The following is an 18,270-nucleotide window of genomic DNA, read 5'->3' on the forward strand; positions in this document are numbered from 1 at the left end:
AATCGCCCGGCGCCTGCGGCGGCGTGCGCCCGGCCAAGCAATCGCCCGGTGCCTGCGGCGGCGTGCGCCCGGCCAAGCAATCGCCCGGCGCCTGCGGCGGCGTGCGCCCGGGCGTCACCCCGCGGGCGGGCGCCGCCGCGGCGGCTCCGGCTCCAGCACCAGCCGGCCGCCCTGGGCGGTGAGGAGGAGGCCCGCCACCGTGCGGCGGCACCGCACGCTTGCCCGCAGGGCCGGCAGGACCTCGCCGAGGAGGATCCGCTCCAGCCGTTCGAGCCGCAGGGCCGGCCCGTCCCCGCCGACGATCTCCAGCCCGAGCCCGACAATCCGCAGCGCCACCGCCTCAGGCAGGGCCGCGAGGCCGGCCCCGTCGAGGACGAGACGCCCCTCCCCCGCCGGATCGGGCCGTCGCAGGTCCCGGAACGCCGCCTCGGCGGCCTGCGCCAGGGCGGCCTCGTCGCGGCGCAGGCGCCCGGCGAGACGCGCGAGACGCTCGGCGCTCAGCCCCTCCTCGGCGAGGAGGGGCAGCAGGCGCCGTAGCCGGGCGCGGCCGAAGCGGGGGTCGGCGTTGGAGGGATCGCGCACGAACGGCCAGCCCTGGGCCTCGCAGGTCGCGACGAGCCGGGCCTTCGGCATTCCGAGGAACGGCCGGCCGAGGGTGACGCGGCCGGAGGCCGGGGCTCCGAGGCGTCGAACGGGCGCCATCCCGGCGAGCCCGGCCGGGCCGGAGCCGGCGCAGAGCCGCATCAGCACCGTCTCGGCCTGATCGTCGAGGGTGTGGGCGGTGAGGAGAAGGTCGGCCCCGACCTCGCCGGCGAGGCCGGCGAGCAGCCGGTAGCGCTCGGCCCGCGCCGCCTCCTGCAGCCGTGCCGCCGGCTTCGGTCCGGTCCAGGACATGATCCGGTGCGGCAGGCCGAAGGCGGCGGCGAGGACCGCTACCCCTTCCGCCTCGCCGCGCGAGCCCGGCCGCAGGCCGTGATCGACCGTGGCGACGAGGAGCGGGATGGCGGCACGCGCCAGAGCGGCGCAGCCCATCAGCGCCGTCGAATCGGGTCCGCCCGACACCGCCAGCACGGCGCCCCGGTACGGGGTGCCCGGGCCGATCCAGGATCGGAGGAGGTCGTCGCGCTCGGACGGGCCGAGGGGACCGTCCGGGCCGCTCACGCGGCGCAGCGCGCCCGCTTCTGCTCGCGGTCGACGCCCTGCCTCACGTTCGAGGAGGCCTGCGGGAACTTGCGCTCCAGTTCGGCCAGGGTGGCGCAGGCCTGCTCGCGGGCGCCGAGCGCGTTGAGCGAGGCGCCGAGCTTCAGCATCGCGTCCGGCGCCTTGCGCGAGCGGGCATAGTCCGTCGAGACCTTCAGGAACTGCTCGGCCGCCTCGCGGGTGCGGTTGCGCTGCAGGTAGCTCTCGCCGAGCCAGTAGGTCGCGTCCGGCACCAGGGCGTCGCGGGGATGCGACTGGATGAACTGGCGCAGGCTCATCTCGGCCTGCTCGTACTGGCGCTGCAGCACGTAGGCGTAAGCCGCCTCGTAATCGGCCTTGGCGTCGCCGGAACCGGTGGCCGCCACGCTCGCGGAGGGGCGCGGCGCCGCCGGGACCGGGGCCGCGGCGCGGGCCGGCGGGCGCAGGTCGACGGGGGCGGCGTAATCCGGGGTGGCGTCCTCGATCGCGCCGCGGGGCGCGGTGAGGCCGGCGGTGGCATTCGGGGTGGCGGCGCCGCGCGGCGGCTGGGTGGGCGTCGCGGCGCCGGAGGCCTGGGCGTTGCCGAGCGCCTGGGGCGCGCCCGGGGCGTCGGGGTTCTGGGACGGATCGAAGGCGTCGCTGCGCTTGTGGGGCTTGGCCGCCGGAGACGCGGTCGCCGGGCGTTGGCCGCCCTTCGATTCCTGGAACCGGAACTCGACGTCCTCCTGGAACTTGCGCAGCTGCTCCTTGAGCTGGCGGTTCTCGTACTGGAGCGACTCGATCTGCCCCGACATCTGGCGCGACTGGTTCTCGAGCCGGTTGAGGCGCACCACGAACTCGGAGGCATCCTGGGCCGCGGCCGGGCAGGCGGCGGCGAGGGCGAGCCCCGAGACGGCGAGGGCGGGGGCGAGGAACAGGCGGCGAAGCATGGCGGGGCGCATCACGGCTCGGGTCAGGCGGCAGGTCCTCGCGCGGGAGGTCCGCATTCGGGAGGTCCGCTCTCGGGAGGGCGGGTTAGCAGAAGCCGCGCCTCCCGGCAAAAGGGGCGGCGCGGGCCGCCCTCCCCGACTTTCGGTCAGGACCCGGCGCCGCCGTCGAGCACCGTGACGGCGCGGCGGTTCTGCGACCAGCACGAGATGTCGTTGCAGACCGCGACCGGCCGCTCCTTGCCGTAGGACACCGTGCGCATGCGGTTCGACCCGATGCCCCGGGAGGCGAGGTAGTCCCGCACCGCCTGGGAGCGGCGGGCGCCGAGGGAAAAGTTGTACTCGCGGGTGCCGCGCTCGTCGGCGTGGCCCTCGATCAGGAACGTGTAGCGCGGGTAGCGCTGCAGCCACTGGGCCTGCTTGTCGAGGGTGGCGATGGCGGTGGGGTTCAGGTCGGTCGAATCGGAATCGAAGAAGACCCGGTCGCCGATATTGACCACGAAGTCCTGGGCGCTGCCCGGCGTCGCGGGGCCGCCGCGGCCCCCATATCCGCCGGCCCCGCCCGCGCCCCCGGCACCATAGGCCGCGGAGGCGTCGGCGAGGTCGTTGTTGCTCGCGCAGGCGGCCATCGACAGGGCGAGCCCGAAGGCGGCGGCGATCTTGAGCGCGCGCAGGGGCGCGAGCGGCAGCGACATCGACCAAAACTCCTCTGGCGGCCCCGTGCGGGGCCGCGACCCGGCGACGTCCGGGACGGTCCCTTCGCCCGGCGGCGCCACGACTGGAACACCGGATCGTCTGTAGTCCCGGCCGGTTAAGCGAAGGTTCCGTCAACCTTGACGGGACCTCGACGCCGGCCGACCCTTCCCGGCCCCGCAGCATCACCGGAGCCGACGACAGCACATCCTGCAAATACGGCCACGCTGCGGCGCGAAACGCGGGCGGCGCGCGCGGCGGCCGACCTGTTGCGGACGGGCCACAGGCCGGTCCGGTGGCGCCCGGCCGCGGTTGACGGACCGTTAACCAAACCGCGGGATTGATCCCCGATCGATGATTGGGATCATCCGGCGATGCCAGCGCCTCTGCCCTCCCCCCGGACGACCCTGCCGGGTGACGCACCCTCCCGCGACGGCCGCCCTTGCGTGCTCATCGTCGAGGACAGCTACATGCTGCTCGAACTGCTGGTGACCCTGTGCGAGCAGCACGGCATCGCGACGCTGACCGCCTCGAGCGGCGAGGCGGCGCTCATGCTGCTGCGCGAGCATGGCGGCCGGATCGACTGGCTCCTGACCGACATCCGGCTTCCCGGTCTCGTCGACGGCTGGAGCGTCGCCGAGGCCTACCGGCAGATCCAGCCGCACCGCCCGGTGATCTATTCCTCGACCACCGCCAATCTGCGCCACCCGGCGGTGCCCGGAAGCATCTTCGTGACCAAGCCCTACGTGATCGCCGACATCCTGCGGCTCGCCCGGATGATGGGGAGCGAGATGGAGGCGACCCGCCGGCTCAGCGCCTGAGGGCGTTGCGCGATCCGGTCGCGGCCCGGGCGGCGGCCTCGGCCTTGGCGTTGGCGGCCTCCTCGGCGGCGTCCGCCGCCTCGCTGAGGCGGAAGTCCCTGGCCCGCGCCTCGCAGCGGGCGCGCAAGCCGTCGAGTTCTTCCTCGGTCAGGTGCTCGATGCCGATATAGGCGTTCTGGGCCGCGCTCGCCCGGATCAGCTCGTCGAGCTTGGCCTGGATCGCGGCCCCGTCGCGGTTCTGGGTGTTCTGGATCAGGAAGACCATCAGGAACGTCACGATGGTCGTGCCGGTGTTGATGATCAGCTGCCAGGTGTCCGAGTAGTGGAACAGCGGGCCGGTCACCGCCCAGAGCACGATCAGGATCAGGCTCGCCGCGAAGGTGGCGGGACGCCCCGCCGCCCGGGCGACCGCAGCGGCGAAATCCGAGAAGGTGCGGATGCGTGTCGTGACCATCGTGGCTCCCGCTGCGGTCCGGTGAACCAAAGGTTTCCCCAAGGTTTCCAAGCTTCTGGGCCGAAGAATCCGGCCGACGAGGCTCCGGTTACGAATTCGGATCCGGCGTCGGCGGTTCCCCTCTTGACGCGGCCGTGGCACCGGCGCAGTGACAGGCCGCTCGCGGCGCGCTCTCGCGCCGCAGCATCCCCGGACAACCCCCACTCCATGCCGAGCGACAGTCACAGTCGACCGCTCTTGCCGTCTCCGGTCTGAGGTCCCGCGCGCTTCGCCTTTCGGCGGCTCACCGCGACCGGCCGGGGACGGCCGGCCGACGCCAGCGCCCAACAGGTGAGCCATGACCGACACCGTGATCGACGCCCCCGTCGAGCCCGCCGCCCTCGCCGCGCGCCTTTCCGAGGAGAGCGCTCCCGACATCGTCGAGGCCCTGAACCGGGAGGCGCCGGAGGTGGCGGCCGCCATCCTGCTCAGCCTGCCGCACGACCGGGCCGTCGAGGTGCTGGACCAGCCCGAGCTCGACTGCGCGCCCGACATCATCGAGATGCTGCCGCGCGACCGCGTCGCCTCGTTCCTGTCGGGAATGTCGGCCGACCGGGTCACCGACGTCTTCCGGGAGATCGAGGAGCCCGGCCGCTCGGACCTGCGCACCCGCCTCGACGTCGAGACGCGCGGTGCCGTCGACAAGCTCATCGCCTATCCGGAGGAGAGCGTCGGCTCGATCATGACGACCGAGTTCGTCGCCGTGCCGACGACCTGGACCGTCGGGCTCACCCTCGACTACATCCGCAAGGTCGAGCGCACCCGCGAGACCATCTACTCGATCTTCGTCCTCGATCCGCGCACCGGGGCGCTCGCCAAGGCGGTCCCCTTGCGCCGCCTCATCACCGGCAACCCGGAGGACTCCATTTTGTCGGTGGCGCCGAGCCGTCGCCCGGTGGTGATCTCGGCCGATGCCAGCCGCGACCAGGCGGCCCGCCTGATCTCGAAATACGACCTCCTGGCGATTCCCGTGGTCGACGCGACCAACCAGGTGGTCGGCATCGTCACCGTCGACGACGTGATCGACGCGATGATCCAGAAGCAGACCGAGGACGTGCAGCGCTTCGGCGGCATGGAGGCGCTCGACGAGCCCTACATGTCGATCAACTTCCTCACCATGATCCGCAAGCGGGCCGGTTGGCTCTGCGTGCTGTTCCTCTCCGAGATGCTGACCGCCAGCGCGATGCAGGGCTTCGAGGGCGAACTCGAGAAGGCCCTGGTGCTGACCCTGTTCATCCCGCTCATCATGAGCTCGGGCGGCAATTCGGGCTCGCAGGCGACCTCGCTGCTGATCCGGGCCCTCGCCCTGCATCAGGTGCGCCTCGGCGACTGGTGGCGGGTGGCGCTCCGCGAGATCCCGGCCGGCCTGACGCTCGGGGCCATCCTCGGGACGATCGGCGTGGTGCGGATCGTCATCTGGCAGAAGCTCGGCTTCTACGATTACGGCGAGCACTGGTTCCTGGTCGCCGCCACGGTCGGCACGGCCCTCGTCGGCATCGTGCTGTTCGGCTCGCTCACCGGCTCGATGCTGCCCTTCATCCTCCAGCGCGTCGGCTTCGACCCCGCCACCGCCTCGGCCCCCTTCGTCGCGACCCTCGTCGACGTGTCGGGGCTGGTGATCTACTTCACGGTGGCGCTGGTGATCCTGAAGGGGACGCTGCTGTAGGCAGCCGCTCGCGTCGGTTTCTCGACCACGCCTCGCCGTCATCCCGGAGGCCGCTTTCGCGCCTCCGGGAGACGGTGCGGACGGGTCCCGCAGCGCGCTCGCCTCAATACCCTTGTGCGCTCCCGGTGTTCCGCCGCGGGTCGTTGGCACCGTAGTAGCGGAATGCCCCCACCGGCTTCCCACCCAGAACCGGCGCCCCGATCAGGATCGCCGCCAGGTGGTTGGCCGGCTGCGCGGCGCCGAATTTATGCCCCATGCCCTCCAGGATCCGACGGGTATCCGGCGACAGGGCGAAGCGCTCGACATTGGTCACGTCGGGCATCCACTGGTTGTGGAGGCGCGGCGCGTCGGCGGCCTCCTGCACGTTCATGCCGTAATCGATCACGTTGAGGATGCTGTGCAGCACCACCGTGATGATCCGGCTGCCGCCGGGCGTGCCGGTCACGAAGACCGGCTTGCCGTCCTTGGTGACGATGGTCGGGCTCATCGAGCTCAAAGGAGTCTTGCCGGGCGCGACGGCGTTGGCCTCGCCCTGGAGCAGGCCGTAGATGTTCGGCACGCCGACCTTGGCGGTGAAATCGTCCATCTCGTTGTTGAGGAGGACGCCGGTCCCCGGCGCGGTGATCCGCACCCCGAACCAATCGTTGAGGGTGTAGGTCACCGAGACGGCGTTCCCCTGCCCGTCGACGATCGAGTAATGGGTGGTGTTGCTGCCCTCGTGCGGCGGGACGCCGGGCTTCAGCTCGGCCGAGACCCCGGCCTTCTGCGGATCGATGGCCGCGCGGATCTTCTCCGCATAGGCCTTGTCGGTCAGCCGCGCGACCGGGTTCTTCACGAAATCGGGATCGCCGAGATAGCTGTTGCGGTCGAGATAGGCGTGGCGCATCGCCTCGATCTCGTAGTGGACGGCCTGCGCCGAGCCCCAGCCGAGCTTGGCGAGGTCGTAGCCTTCGAGGATGTTCAGCATCTCGCAGATCACCACGCCGCCGGAGCTGGGCGGCGGGGCCGAGATCACCCGGTAGCCGCGATAGTCGCACTCGATCGGCGGCAATTCGCGGGTGGCGTAGCGGTCGAGATCGGCCTGGACGATGAGCCCGCCCTGCGCCTTGCTCGCCCCGGTCAGCGCCGCGGCGACTGCGCCCTTGTAGAACCCGTCCTTGCCTTGCTCGCCGATCGCCCGCAGCGTCCCGGCGAGATCCTGCTGCACCAGCCGGTCGCCGACGCGGTAGGGCTGCCCCTGGTTGAGGAAGATCTTGGCCGAGGCCGGATCCTTGCCGAGATCCTCGGTGGCGGTGCCGAGCATGTCGACATCGCCCTGGTCGAGGACGAAGCCCTCTTCCGCGAGCCGGATCGCCGGGGCGATCAGGTCGGCGCGGGGCTTCGTACCATACTTCGCCCACGCCTCCTCGAGGCCGGACACCGTGCCGGGCACGCCGACCGCCAGGAAGCTCTTGGTGCTCGCCCCCTTGATGACGTTGCCGTTCGTGTCGAGGAACATGTCGCGGGTCGCGGCGAGCGGGGCCTTCTCGCGGAAATCCAGGAAGGTCCGGCTGCCGTCGGCGCGCTGGATCGTCATGAAGCCGCCGCCGCCGAGATTGCCCGCCGCCGGATACACCACCGCCAGGGCGTAGCCGACCGCGACCGCCGCATCGATGGCGTTGCCTCCCTGCCTCAGGACGTCGACGCCGACTTGCGTCGCGAGATGCTGCGCCGTCACGACCATGCCGTGCTCGGCGGCGACCGGCGCCCGCGAGGCGGCGAGGGCCGGCCCCCCCGGGACCGCCACGACGAGGAACGCGGTGAGGAGCGTGGTGCCGATCGCGGCGAACCTGTGGCGCATGGCGGGTCCCTGGTTGATTCGCCCCTACGGTACACGAGGGCGGCGCGCCGCTGAATCGCGCGCTCGATTGATCCCGGGGGCGACTTATCCCTTGTGATACGAGATCCGGAAGATGACCTCCGAATCTCGTATCACCAGCCAGCGCGGCGCCTGAGCGAAGCCGCTTTCCGCATCGCGAAGCGATCAATCGGAAAGCGCATGAGACCCATCCCCTTCCACGCCCCGCGCTCTAGCTGCGGGAAGAAGACGCAAGCGGGAGGCCTCCATGTCGATGAACCGTCGCACCCTCATGGCCGGAGGCATCCTGGCCGGCCCGATCCTCGCCAGCGCGCCCGGCCTCGCCGGCGGCGGCGCGGCCCCGGCTGCCGACCTGCCGGGGGCCTACCGGTACGGTGTCGGCGAGGCGTCGGTCCTGGCCCTGCACGAGGGCGGGGTGAAGCGCCCGCTCGATGCCGGGTTCGTGCGCAACGCACCTCTCCCCGAGGTGCAGGGCGCCCTCGCCCGGGCCTTCCTGCCGACCGACACCCTGCCGATCACCTTCACCCCGCTCCTCCTCACCCTCGGGGGCAAGCGGGTGCTGGTCGATGCCGGCTTCGCCGATCAGGGCCCGCCCGGCACCGGCGGCGTGCTGCGGGGACTGGCGCTCGCCGGGATCGACCCGGGCACGGTCGACGCGGTGGTGATCAGTCACTTCCACCCCGACCACATCCTCGGCCTCAAGCGCAAGGACGGCAGCCCGACCTTCCCGAACGCGCAGGTGCTGGTGCCGGAGGCCGAGTGGCGCTTCTGGATGGATGACGGGCGGATCGCCAACCCGCCGGACGCCCTGAAGGCCAATCTCGCCGCCGTCCAGAAAACCTTCGGGAGCGGCCTCACGGTCGATCGCTATTCGTGGGACAAGGAGGTGCTGCCGGGCCTCACGGCGCTGGGCACCCCCGGCCACACGCCGGGCCACACCTCGTTCCGGCTCGAATCGGGCGGCAAGCGGCTCCTGATCGCCTCCGACATCACCAACCACCCGGCTTTGTTCGTGCGCCATCCCGACTGGTCGGCCTTGTTCGACATGGATGCCGATCAGGCGCGGGCCACCCGCCACCGGATGCTGGCGCTGATGGCCGACGAGCGGGTGCCGGTGGCCTTCTACCACGCCCCCTTCCCGGCCGCCGGCCACATCGCGAAGGCGGACGGCGCCTACGAGTTCGTGCCCCTGCAATGGGGGGTGGATCTCGCCTGAGTCCGTCCGGCCGCTGGACGGGACGCCGCCCCCGCGTGCTATGCCTTCCGCCGACGCGGCCGGCGACGGCCCGGCGGCCGTTCGCGTCGAGGGAGGCGCGGCGGGATTGTGCGATTTCGGCGGTCGGGACACCCCACATGGCGCGGCGCTTCAACCAGATCGCCTTCATCGCGAGCCCGACGCCCGACGCCCGCGAGGCGGCCGAGCTCCTGATGCAGCGCTACGACCACGTCCCGCCCGAGGAGGCGGACGTGGTGGTGGGGTTGGGCGGCGACGGCCTGATGCTCCAGGCGCTGCACCGCTTCATGGGCACCGGCAAGCCGATCTACGGCATGAACCGCGGCACCGTCGGCTTCCTGATGAACGAGTTCCACCTCGACGACCTGATCGAGCGGCTGGAGGTGGCCCAGCGCAGCATCGTCCATCCGCTCCTGATGGTGGTGACCGACGTGCTCGGCCTCACCCACACGGCGCGGGCGGTCAACGAGGTCTACATGCTGCGCCAGACCCACCAGACCGCCAAGCTGAAGATCTCGATCGACGGCCAGGTCCGCCTGCCGGAACTGATCGCCGACGGGGTGCTGGCGGCCACCCCCGTGGGCTCCACCGCCTACAACCTCTCGGTCGGCGGGCCGATCCTGCCGATCTCCTCGCAGCTGATCGCGCTTACCCCGATCTCGCCCTTCCGGCCCCGGCGCCAGGGCAGCGTGCTCCTGCCCAACCATGCCCGCATCCGCATCGAGGTGAAGGATCCGGAATATCGCCCCGTCGCGGCGGTGGCCGACCATACCGAGTTCCGCCGCGTCGCCCGGGTCGAGACCCAGCTCGACCGCTCGACCGACCTCGTGATGCTGCACGATCCCGGCCAGGGCATGGACGAGCGCATCCTGCGCGAGCAGTTCGGCTGAGGCCCGCGACGTTACGGCATCGGGGCGCACTGGAAGCCGGCTCATTCCCGCTTAGTTCCGTCGCCGGGCCCCGAGGTCGGGGCCTCGCCACGGAGCCCCCGGATGTCCGACCGCCTGCCCTCGCACCCCGTCCGGGGCCGCGCCCGATGAGCGAGAGCGCCCTGCAGCCGGACGACTACCGCAACCTCGCCGAGTCGCTGCCCCAGCTCGCCTGGATCGCCGAGGCGGACGGCTCGATCATCTGGTACAATCAGCGCTGGTACGACTACACCGGCACCACGCCTGACACGATGCGGGGCTGGGGCTGGCGCGCCGTCCACCACCCCGACCACCTCGAGCGGGTCGAGGCGCGCTTCCGCCGCGCCTTCGCCAGCGGCGAGTCCTGGGAGGACACCTTTCCGCTGAAGGGCGCCGATGGGGTCTTCCGCTGGTTCCTGTCCCGGGCCCAGCCTTTTCGCGATGCCGCGGGCCGCATCGTGCGCTGGTACGGCACCAACACCGACATCACCCGGAGGCGCGCCGCCGAGGAGCGCCTGCGCCACGCCCAGGAGCGCTTCCGCGCCCTCGTCGACAGCGCCGCGGCGATCATCTGGTCGGCGGATGCCAATGGCGAGCTCTCGATCGGGCAATGGCGCTGGACCGCCTATACCGGCCAGAGCGACGAGGAATGCCAGGGCTGGGGCTGGGTCGAGGCGGTGCATCCCGACGATCGCGCCCGGGCCGCCGATGCCTGGGCCCGCGCCGTCGAGACGCGCACGCCCTTCGAGATCGAGTACCGGATGCGCCGACGCGACGGCGCCTGGCGCCACATGGAGGTGCGGGCCGCCCCCGTCCTCGCCGAGGACGGGTCGTTGCGCGAATGGGTCGGCATGCATGTCGACATCACCGACCGCAAGGAGGCCGAGGCCGAGATCGACCGGGCGCGCCACGCCGCCGAAGCCGCCAACCGCGCCAAGAGCCAGTTCATCGCCAACATGAGCCACGAGCTGCGCACGCCGCTCTCGGCGGTGATCGGCTATTCCGAGATGCTCGCCGAGGAGCTGGAGGATCTCGGCCAGGCCGAATTGCTGCCGGACCTGCGCAAGATCGAATCCTCGGCCCGCCACCTGCTCGGCCTCATCAACGACGTCCTCGACATCTCGAAGATCGAGGCCGGCCGCATGACCGTGGCGGCGGAGGATTTTGCCGTCCGCGACATGGTCGACGACGTGGTGGCGGCGACCGCATCCCTGATCGGAAAGAAGCGCAACCGCCTGGTGCTCGACCTGCCCGACGACATCGGCGCCATGCACCAGGACCAGGGCAAGCTGCGCCAGGGCCTCGTCAACCTCCTGGGCAACGCCGCGAAGTTCACCGAGGACGGCACCATCACCCTCTCGGCCCGGCGCGAGAGCGAAGAGGGCGCCGACTGGCTGACCTTTTCGGTGACGGATACCGGCATCGGCCTCACGCCGGAGCAGTGCGGGCGCCTGTTCGAGCGCTTCGCCCAGGCCGACGAATCGACCACCCGGCAATTCGGCGGCACGGGGCTCGGGCTCGCCATCACCCGCGCCTTCTGCCGGCGCATGGGCGGCGACATCACCGTGACCTCGACCTACGGCGAGGGCGCGACCTTCACCATCCGGCTGCCGGCCCTGCTGACCGCCCAGGACGAGGAGCCCGGCCCCGAGGAGGTGCGGGCGCTCGCCGAGGCCAAGGCCGAGGCCCAGCGCCACGACGTGGTGCTCCTCGTCGACGACGACCCCGCGGCCCGGGAGCTGCTCTCCCGCTTCCTCGAGCGCGAGGGGTTCCGGGTGCGCACCGCCAGCGACGGCCGGGCCGGCCTGGCGCTCGCCCGGGCGCTCAAGCCCCGGGCGATCCTCCTCGACATCGAGATGCCCCGGATGGACGGCTGGTCGGTGCTCCACGCCATCCGCAACGACCCGGACCTCGCCGCCACCCCGGTGATCATGACCTCGGTGGTCAACGAGCAGGGCCTCGGCCGGGCGCTCGGGGCCACCGACTACCTCGTCAAGCCGATCGACTGGGATCACCTCAAGGGCTTGATGGAGCGCTACCGCCCGGCCGACGCCCCCGGCACGGTGCTGCTCGTCGACGACGATGCCGATGCCCGCGACCGCCTGCGCCGCAGCCTGTCGCGGGACGGCTGGACCGTGCGCGAGGCCGAGAACGGCGCCGCCGGCCTCGCCCGCCTCGACGAGGGCCGGCCCTCGCTGATCCTCCTCGACCTGATGATGCCGGTGATGGACGGCTTCGATTTCCTGACGAAGCTGCGCGCCCGGCCCGATGGCGGCGACGTGCCGGTGGTGGTGCTCACCGCCAAGGACATCACCCCGGCCGAGAAGGAGAGGCTGGGCCGCGACACCGAGCGTGTGATCGTCAAGGGCAGCGTGTCGCTCGGCGAGATCGGCCGGCTGCTGCGGACGATGTACGTCGAGCCGTCACAGGAGCCGGTGCCGCCCGCGTTCCAGGGCCTGATCGCGGAACTGGAGGCGCGGGCGGAGCCGAAGGACGGGTGATGCCGTTTCCGGAAGGGATCTTCCCGACGCGGTATCACCGGCCCGCGCGGTGGAGCCGCAGGCTCCACACGCTCGAGCGAAGCCGAAATCCGCATCGCAAGGCGATCGATCGGATTTCGGATGAACCGATCTCCGCCGGGCCGCCCGTGCGGTCCGGCGGCCGTTCCGACGCGTCGCGGGCTCAGCGCTTCTTGCCCGGCCGCTTGAACACGCCGACGATCTCGACATGCGGCGAGTGGCGGAACTGGTCGACCGGGGTCACGGTCTCGAGCCGGTAGCCGCCGTGCACCAGGAGCGCCGCGTCGCGGGCGAAGCTGCCGGCGTCGCAGGAGACGCCGACCACCACCGGCACCTTCGATTCGGCGATGCGGGCGCTCTGCGCCTCGGCGCCGGCGCGCGGCGGGTCGAACACCACGGCGTCGTAGCGGTCGAGCTCCGGCGCCAGCAGCGGCCGGCGGAAGAGGTCGCGGCGCTCGGTCGTCACGGTGCGCAGGCCTCCGGTCTCCCGGAAGGCGCGGTCGAGCGCCTTGAGCGCCCCGTCCTCGCCCTCGACGGCGTGGACGGTATGGGCTTCCGCCAGCGCCAGCGAGAAGGCGCCGGCGCCCGAGAAGAGGTCGACCACGCGTTTCGCCTTGCCGACTCCCTCGACGACGAGGCGGGCGAGCGTCGCCTCGCCCTCCTGCGTCGCCTGCAGGAAGCCGCCGGAGGGCGGCACCAGCCGCGAGCGGCCGGCCGGGATCTCGGGCGGGCGGCGCACGATCAGCACCTCGCCGTGGAGGGAGAGCCGGGCGAGATCGAGCTCGCCGGCGATGAGCACCAGGGCCTGGCGCGCCCGGTCGGAGGCCGGGCCGTGGCCGCGGATGTCGACGTCGAGGCCGCCCGCGGTCGCGGTCACCTGGACGTCGAGGGGCTTGCCCCCTCCGCCGCCGAGGGGACGGCTGACCCGCCGGGCGATCTCGGGCGCGCGGTGCAGGGCGGCCTCCGTGATCGGGCAATGGTCGATCGGGACGAGCGCGTGGCTTCGCGCCGCCATGAAGCCGGCCTGCGGCCCTCCGTCCGAGGCGCGCACGTGCAGGGTGATGCGCCGGCGCCCGGTGCCGTGGGCGTCGAGGAGCGGGCCGACCGGGGCCTCGATCCCCACCCGCGCGAGCGCGCCGACGACGAGGTCGCGCTTCCACTTCGCGTAGGGGGCGGGCGCGAGGTGCTGGATGGCGCAGCCGCCGCAGGTGCCGAAATACGGGCAGAACGGTGCGATCCGGTCGGGGGACGGAGCCAGCACCGCGTCGAGCCGGGCACGGGGTGGGCGGGTGCCCTCCTCCGGCGCCACCCGCACGGTCTCGCCCGGCAGGGCGCCGGGCACCACCACGCCCTCCGGCGTCACCCCGTCGCCGCGCAGGCCCAGGCGCGCGATCTCGCAGGTCGTCGTCATGGTCGCCTCGCTCATCGCCCGGTCTCCCGCACGGCACCGATCAGGAATTCGCGGTTGCCGTCGCCGCCCTCGACCGGCGACGGAATCAGGCCGCGGACCGTGAAGCCGAGCGACGCGACGAGATCCCGGATCCGCGCACAGACCGCGTCCTGCACCGCCTCGTCCCGCACCAGGCCGCCGCGGCCGACATGCTCGCGCCCGGCCTCGAATTGCGGCTTGATCAGCGCCGCCAGGGCGGCACCGGGCGCCAGGAGCGGGACAACGGGTGGCAGGACCAGCCGCAGGGAGATGAAGCTCACGTCGATCACCAGGAGGGAGGGCGGCTCGGGAAAGGGGGTGAGGGCGCGGGCGTCCGTCGCCTCGAGCGCCGCGACCCGGGGATCGGCCGCGAGGCTCGGATGGAGCTGGAAGCGGCCGACATCGACGGCGTGGACGAAGCGTGCGCCCCGGCGCAGCAGCACGTCGGTGAAGCCGCCGGTCGAGGCGCCGATATCGAGGCAGTCCCGGCCGGCGGGGTCGATCCCGAAGGCGTCGAGGGCGGCAGCGAGCTTGAGCCCGCCGCGGGAGACGTAGGGATGCGGCGCCTCGGCGACGATGGTGGCGCTGCGGGCGATCAGGTCGGAGGCCCGGCGGACCACGAGTCCGTCGGCCCGCACCAGACCGGCCTCGATCGCGGCTTGCGCGCGCGCCCGGCTCTCGAAATGGCCCGCCTCCACCAGGAGGCGGTCGGCCCGCAGCCGCTCGCCCGTCGTCATCATCGTCCCATTCTCGATCGTCTACGACCGGCTCGTCGTCTTGCGGGCCGGCCGTCCCCGCGGGCGCCGCGCGCCCGAGAGAGCTTCACGATCGCGTTGCCATCGCGAAGCTCTCTAGGTCTTTGATCTTGCCGCATTTTCTTTCGACGAACCGGAATCCACTTCGTCGGAAAATGCTCTAGCTATGGGGCGGCACACGAGGAGAGTTCATTCCATGAGACATATCGCGCTCGCGAGCACCCTGGCCCTCGGCCTCGCCGCCCCCGCCCTGGCGCAGGACAAGCCTGCGGCGGACAAGCCCGCGGCGCCGACCACCTACGACGCGCCGATCGTCAACAACAAGGGCGATACGATCGGCAAGATCGCGATCCGCGACGGTGCCAACACCCTGGTGATGCGGGTGACGATCCAGCCCGGCGGCCTGCCGCCCGGCTGGCACGGCATCCACTTCCACGCCGTGGGCAGCTGTGCCGACACCGACAAGTTCCAGGAGTCCAAGGCGCACGTCAATCACGACAACGCCAAGCACGGCCTGCTGCACCCGGAAGGGCCGGACGAGGGCGACATGCCGAACGTCTTTGCCGCCACCGACGGCTCGGTGAATGCCGAGGTGTCGAGCGACACGCCGCTCACCGGCGAAGGCGGCCTGAAGGACAATGACGGCTCGGCGCTGATCATCCACGCCAACGAGGACGACCACATCACGCAGCCGATCGGCAATGCGGGCGCCCGCATCGCCTGCGCGGTCATCAAGTAACGGCGACCGGGCCGCGTCCGCCGGACGCGGCCCGAGCTCGCGGTCAGCGCTGGCGGCGCGCGACGCTGACGACGTTGCTGGCGGCCGCAGCCTTGGCCTCGCGGGCCGGGAGGATCTCCTCGACGACCTTGACGATCGAGGGAGCGTCGAGCCCGGCCTCGGCGTACATCCGCTCCGGTGTGTCGTGGTCCTGGTAGCTGTCCGGCAAGGTCAGCGTGCGCACCCGCACCCGGCCGTCGTCCAGCGCTCCGCGCGACGACAACAGGTGCAGCACCATCGCGCCGAAGCCGCCGACCGACCCCTCTTCCAGCGTCACCAGAACCTCGTGGCTTCCCGCGAGATCCAGGATCAACGCCTCGTCGAGCGGCTTGGCAAACCGCGCATCCGCCACCGTCACGCCGATGCCGGCCGCCTCCAGACGCTCCGCCGCCTTCAGCGCTTCCGCCAGACGCGTGCCGAGGCTGAGCAGCGCCACCCGCGCTCCCTCCGGGCGCTGGATCACCCGGCCCTTGCCGATCTCCAGCACCTCGCCCCGCTCGGGCATCTCGACGCCGACGCCCTCGCCGCGCGGATACCGGAACGCGATCGGCCCCGTATCATGCGCGTGGGCCGTCGCCACCATATGCACCAGCTCGGCCTCGTCGGCCGCCGCCATCACGGTCATGTTCGGCAGGCAGCAGAGATACGCCAGGTCGAAGGCGCCCGCATGCGTCGCCCCGTCGGCGCCGACCAGACCCGCGCGGTCCAGCGCGAAGCGCACGGGCAGGTTCTGCAACGCCACGTCGTGCACCAGCTGGTCGTAGCCGCGCTGCAGGAACGTCGAGTAGATCGCGCAGAACGGCTTGAACCCCTCCGTCGCCAGCCCCGCCGCGAAGGTCACCGCGTGCTGCTCGGCGATGCCGACGTCGAAGGTCCGGTCGGGATGCGCCTTCGAGAAGAGGTCGACGCCGGTGCCCGAGGGCATCGCCGCGGTGATCGCCACCACCTTGTCGTCGGCATCCGCCGCCTTGATCAGGCTCTCGCCGAACACCCGCGTATAGGCCGGGGCGTTGGGCTTGGCCTTGGTCTGCTTGCCCGACACCACGTCGAACTTCACCACCGCGTGGCCGCGGTCGGCCGCGGCTTCGGCCGGGGCGTAGCCCTTGCCCTTCTGGGTCACGACGTGGATCAGAACCGGGCCGTCGGGGGCGTCGCGCACGTTCTTGAGCACCGGCAGCAGGTGCTCGAGGTTGTGCCCGTCGATCGGGCCGACATAGTGGAAGCCGAGCTCCTCGAACATCGTGCCGCCGCCGGCCAGCATGCCGCGGGCATACTCTTCCGCGCGGGCCGCGGTGTCGTAGAGGGCCTTGGGCAGCAGCCGGCCGAACTGCTTGGCGGTGTCGCGAAGCGAGCGGTAGGTGTCGCCCGAGACGAGCCTGGCGAGATAGGACGACATGGCGCCGACGGGGGGCGCGATCGACATGTCGTTGTCGTTGAGGATGACGATGAGGCGGCTCTTGAGCGCGCCGGCATTGTTCATCGCCTCGTAGGCCATGCCGGCCGAGATCGAGCCGTCGCCGATCACCGCCACGACGTTGCGGCGCGGGGGCGTCTCGCCGCGCGCCTTCGCGGCGGCGTCCGCGAGGTCGCGGCCGATCGCCATGCCGAGGCCGGCGGAGATGGAGGTGGAGGAATGGGCGGCGCCGAAGGGATCGTAGGGGCTCTCGGAGCGCTTGGTGAAGCCCGAGAGGCCGCCGCCCTGGCGGAGCGTGCGGATGCGGTCGCGGCGTCCGGTGAGGATCTTGTGGGGGTAGGCCTGGTGTCCGACGTCCCAGATGATGCGGTCGTCGGGGGTGTTGAAGACGTAGTGGAGGGCGACGGTGAGCTCGATGACGCCGAGGCCGGCGCCGAGATGGCCGCCGGTGACCGAGACGGCGTCGATGGTCTCGGCGCGCAGTTCGGCGGCGAGCTGGGCGAGGTCGCTCTCGGGCAGCTGGCGCAGATCCGCGGGAACGCGGACGCGGTCGAGGAGGGGAAGGTTGAGCGGTGACACCGGAGCCATCCTCACGTCCGGAAGGAGGAAACCCGCCGCCGGAATCCGGCGCGGGATGAATGGGAGCGATCAGGCGACATCGAGTGGCGCCGTCCCGGCGGCACGTCCGTCCGCCCCGAGGGTGATGCGCTGGATGCGCGCCTCGGCCCGCTGCAGCAGCGTCTCGCAATGGCGCTTCAGGGCTTCGCCCCGCTCGTAGATCGCGACGGATTCGTCGAGCGGGACATTGCCCTGTTCCAGGCGCTGAACGATGCCCTCGAGTTCCTCGAGGGCCTTCTCGAACGGCAGATCCGCGGTTCCGGTCGGGCCGGCGGGTGCGGAGGCTGCCGCGCGGCTGGCATCGGACCGGGCTGCGGACATGCGTGACGATGCTCCCATGATGAGCATCGGGTTATGGCGAGTGAGGTGACGTGAAACAACCCTTCCCCGGCGACGCAGGAGTGCGGATGCCCGTTTGCGCGCCAGGGCTGCCTTTCGGCCACAGTAGAATCACTCGATGGTGACGCTGAAGGGCTCGCCTTCGAAGGCGTCGGCGCCGCGGCCGATCGCCGCGATGGCCGCCACCATGCGCCCGTCCCGGCCGAGCATCGCGTCCGCCACCGCGACGAGGCGCCGGTTCGGCGTCGCCGAGGGCGAGGCGGCGCGCAGCTCGCGGGCGATCTCGGCCTCGTCCCGGTCCGGCCGCAGCGCGCAGGTCGCGATGAAGGCAGCAGCGGTCGAGCGGCTGATGCCGGCGTAGCAGTGGATCACCAGGGGCCGGGCCCGGTCCCAGGCGCGCACGAAGTCGAGGAGGCGCCGGACATGCGCCTCGTCGGGCAGGACGTGGCCGTCGAGGGCGTCGGTGATGTCGCTAACGCCGACGAACAGGTGGTCGGCCTCCGCGATGCTCGGCGGCCGGATCACCGGCGTGCCGACATTGATCAGCGTCACCACGTGGCGCGCGCCCGTCGCGTCCACGGTCTCGGGCAGGCGGGACAGGGGGCAGACATGCAGGGTCGGCATGGCGGCGGAGGGTCCT

At 71.8% G+C, this 18,270-nt stretch carries 16 protein-coding genes; 6 read left to right on the plus strand and 10 right to left on the minus strand.

The features are described 5' to 3' along the window. Positions 1-114: 114 nt before the first annotated feature. From tilS to pal, 3 genes are all read right to left on the minus strand, one after another. Entirely contained in the window at positions 115-1,161 is a 1,047-nt protein-coding gene (gene tilS, locus miv_RS24265) for a tRNA lysidine(34) synthetase TilS (protein ID WP_207179366.1), read from the minus strand. Continuing rightward, positions 1,158-2,108 (minus strand): tol-pal system protein YbgF, encoded by a 951-nt coding sequence (ybgF, locus tag miv_RS24270; protein ID WP_207183617.1) that lies wholly within the window; start codon positions 2,106-2,108, stop codon positions 1,158-1,160. The genes tilS and ybgF overlap by 4 nt, the downstream gene beginning before the upstream one ends. A 146-nt stretch (positions 2,109-2,254) precedes the next feature. Next, entirely contained in the window at positions 2,255-2,800 is a 546-nt protein-coding gene (gene pal, locus miv_RS24275) for a peptidoglycan-associated lipoprotein Pal (RefSeq protein WP_048427731.1), read from the minus strand. A gap of 468 nt (positions 2,801-3,268) precedes the next feature. Here pal and miv_RS24280 point away from each other — a divergent pair, with 468 nt between their 5' ends. Continuing rightward, positions 3,269-3,619, plus strand: coding sequence for a response regulator (locus miv_RS24280; protein WP_048427745.1), 351 nt, complete (start codon positions 3,269-3,271; stop codon positions 3,617-3,619). Here miv_RS24280 and miv_RS24285 read toward each other — a convergent pair. Then, positions 3,609-4,073, minus strand: a complete 465-nt coding sequence (locus miv_RS24285; protein ID WP_048427732.1) for a low affinity iron permease family protein — start codon at positions 4,071-4,073, stop codon at positions 3,609-3,611. The genes miv_RS24280 and miv_RS24285 overlap by 11 nt on opposite strands. Positions 4,074-4,410: 337 nt before the next feature. Here miv_RS24285 and mgtE point away from each other — a divergent pair, with 337 nt between their 5' ends. Beyond that, positions 4,411-5,778 carry a magnesium transporter gene (gene mgtE / locus miv_RS24290; protein ID WP_048427733.1) on the plus strand — a complete coding sequence of 456 codons (1,368 nt, stop codon included), beginning with the start codon at positions 4,411-4,413 and terminating at the stop codon, positions 5,776-5,778. Between the two features lie 103 nt (positions 5,779-5,881). On the opposite strand, the gene ggt is transcribed toward mgtE, so the two are convergent. Beyond that, positions 5,882-7,618: a gamma-glutamyltransferase gene (gene ggt, locus miv_RS24295; protein WP_207179369.1), complete on the minus strand. Its 1,737-nt coding sequence runs from the start codon at positions 7,616-7,618 to the stop codon at positions 5,882-5,884. Positions 7,619-7,889: 271 nt separating this feature from the next. On the opposite strand from ggt, the gene miv_RS24300 reads away from it, so the two are divergent. The 3 genes from miv_RS24300 (at position 7,890) to miv_RS24310 (ending at position 12,279) form a co-directional block, all read left to right on the plus strand. Next, a complete protein-coding gene (locus miv_RS24300) occupies positions 7,890-8,852 on the plus strand; it encodes an MBL fold metallo-hydrolase (RefSeq protein ID WP_244748686.1) in 963 nt (320 codons plus the stop codon). A gap of 137 nt (positions 8,853-8,989) precedes the next feature. Further along, on the plus strand, positions 8,990-9,760 hold the full coding sequence (locus miv_RS24305) for an NAD kinase (RefSeq protein ID WP_048427735.1): 771 nt from the start codon (positions 8,990-8,992) through the stop codon (positions 9,758-9,760). A 146-nt stretch (positions 9,761-9,906) separates the two neighbouring features. Further along, complete coding sequence (locus tag miv_RS24310; RefSeq protein WP_207179373.1) at positions 9,907-12,279, plus strand: hybrid sensor histidine kinase/response regulator; 2,373 nt, start codon at positions 9,907-9,909, stop codon at positions 12,277-12,279. A gap of 181 nt (positions 12,280-12,460) precedes the next feature. On the opposite strand, the gene miv_RS24315 is transcribed toward miv_RS24310, so the two are convergent. Beyond that, positions 12,461-13,723 (minus strand): class I SAM-dependent RNA methyltransferase, encoded by a 1,263-nt coding sequence (locus miv_RS24315; RefSeq protein WP_207179375.1) that lies wholly within the window; start codon positions 13,721-13,723, stop codon positions 12,461-12,463. After that, positions 13,720-14,463 carry a TlyA family RNA methyltransferase gene (locus tag miv_RS24320; RefSeq protein WP_207183618.1) on the minus strand — a complete coding sequence of 248 codons (744 nt, stop codon included), beginning with the start codon at positions 14,461-14,463 and terminating at the stop codon, positions 13,720-13,722. Before miv_RS24320 ends, miv_RS24315 begins: the two co-directional genes overlap by 4 nt. A 214-nt stretch (positions 14,464-14,677) precedes the next feature. On the opposite strand from miv_RS24320, the gene miv_RS24325 reads away from it, so the two are divergent. Next, complete coding sequence (locus miv_RS24325; RefSeq protein WP_207179376.1) at positions 14,678-15,220, plus strand: superoxide dismutase family protein; 543 nt, start codon at positions 14,678-14,680, stop codon at positions 15,218-15,220. Positions 15,221-15,263: 43 nt separating this feature from the next. Here the strand turns inward: miv_RS24325 and dxs are convergent, their stop codons facing one another. The 3 genes from dxs to miv_RS24340 form a co-directional block, all read right to left on the minus strand. Beyond that, positions 15,264-17,252, minus strand: coding sequence for a 1-deoxy-D-xylulose-5-phosphate synthase (gene dxs / locus miv_RS24330; protein WP_244748688.1), 1,989 nt, complete (start codon positions 17,250-17,252; stop codon positions 15,264-15,266). Between the two features lie 69 nt (positions 17,253-17,321). Then, on the minus strand, positions 17,322-17,612 hold the full coding sequence (locus tag miv_RS24335; RefSeq protein WP_048431453.1) for an exodeoxyribonuclease VII small subunit: 291 nt from the start codon (positions 17,610-17,612) through the stop codon (positions 17,322-17,324). Positions 17,613-17,741: 129 nt separating this feature from the next. Further along, entirely contained in the window at positions 17,742-18,254 is a 513-nt protein-coding gene (locus tag miv_RS24340; RefSeq protein WP_207179380.1) for a tyrosine phosphatase family protein, read from the minus strand. Between the last annotated feature and the right edge of the window lie 16 nt (positions 18,255-18,270).

Source organism: Methylobacterium indicum, assembly GCF_017347565.1.
In the GTDB taxonomy this organism is placed as follows: Bacteria; Pseudomonadota; Alphaproteobacteria; order Rhizobiales; family Beijerinckiaceae; genus Methylobacterium; species Methylobacterium indicum.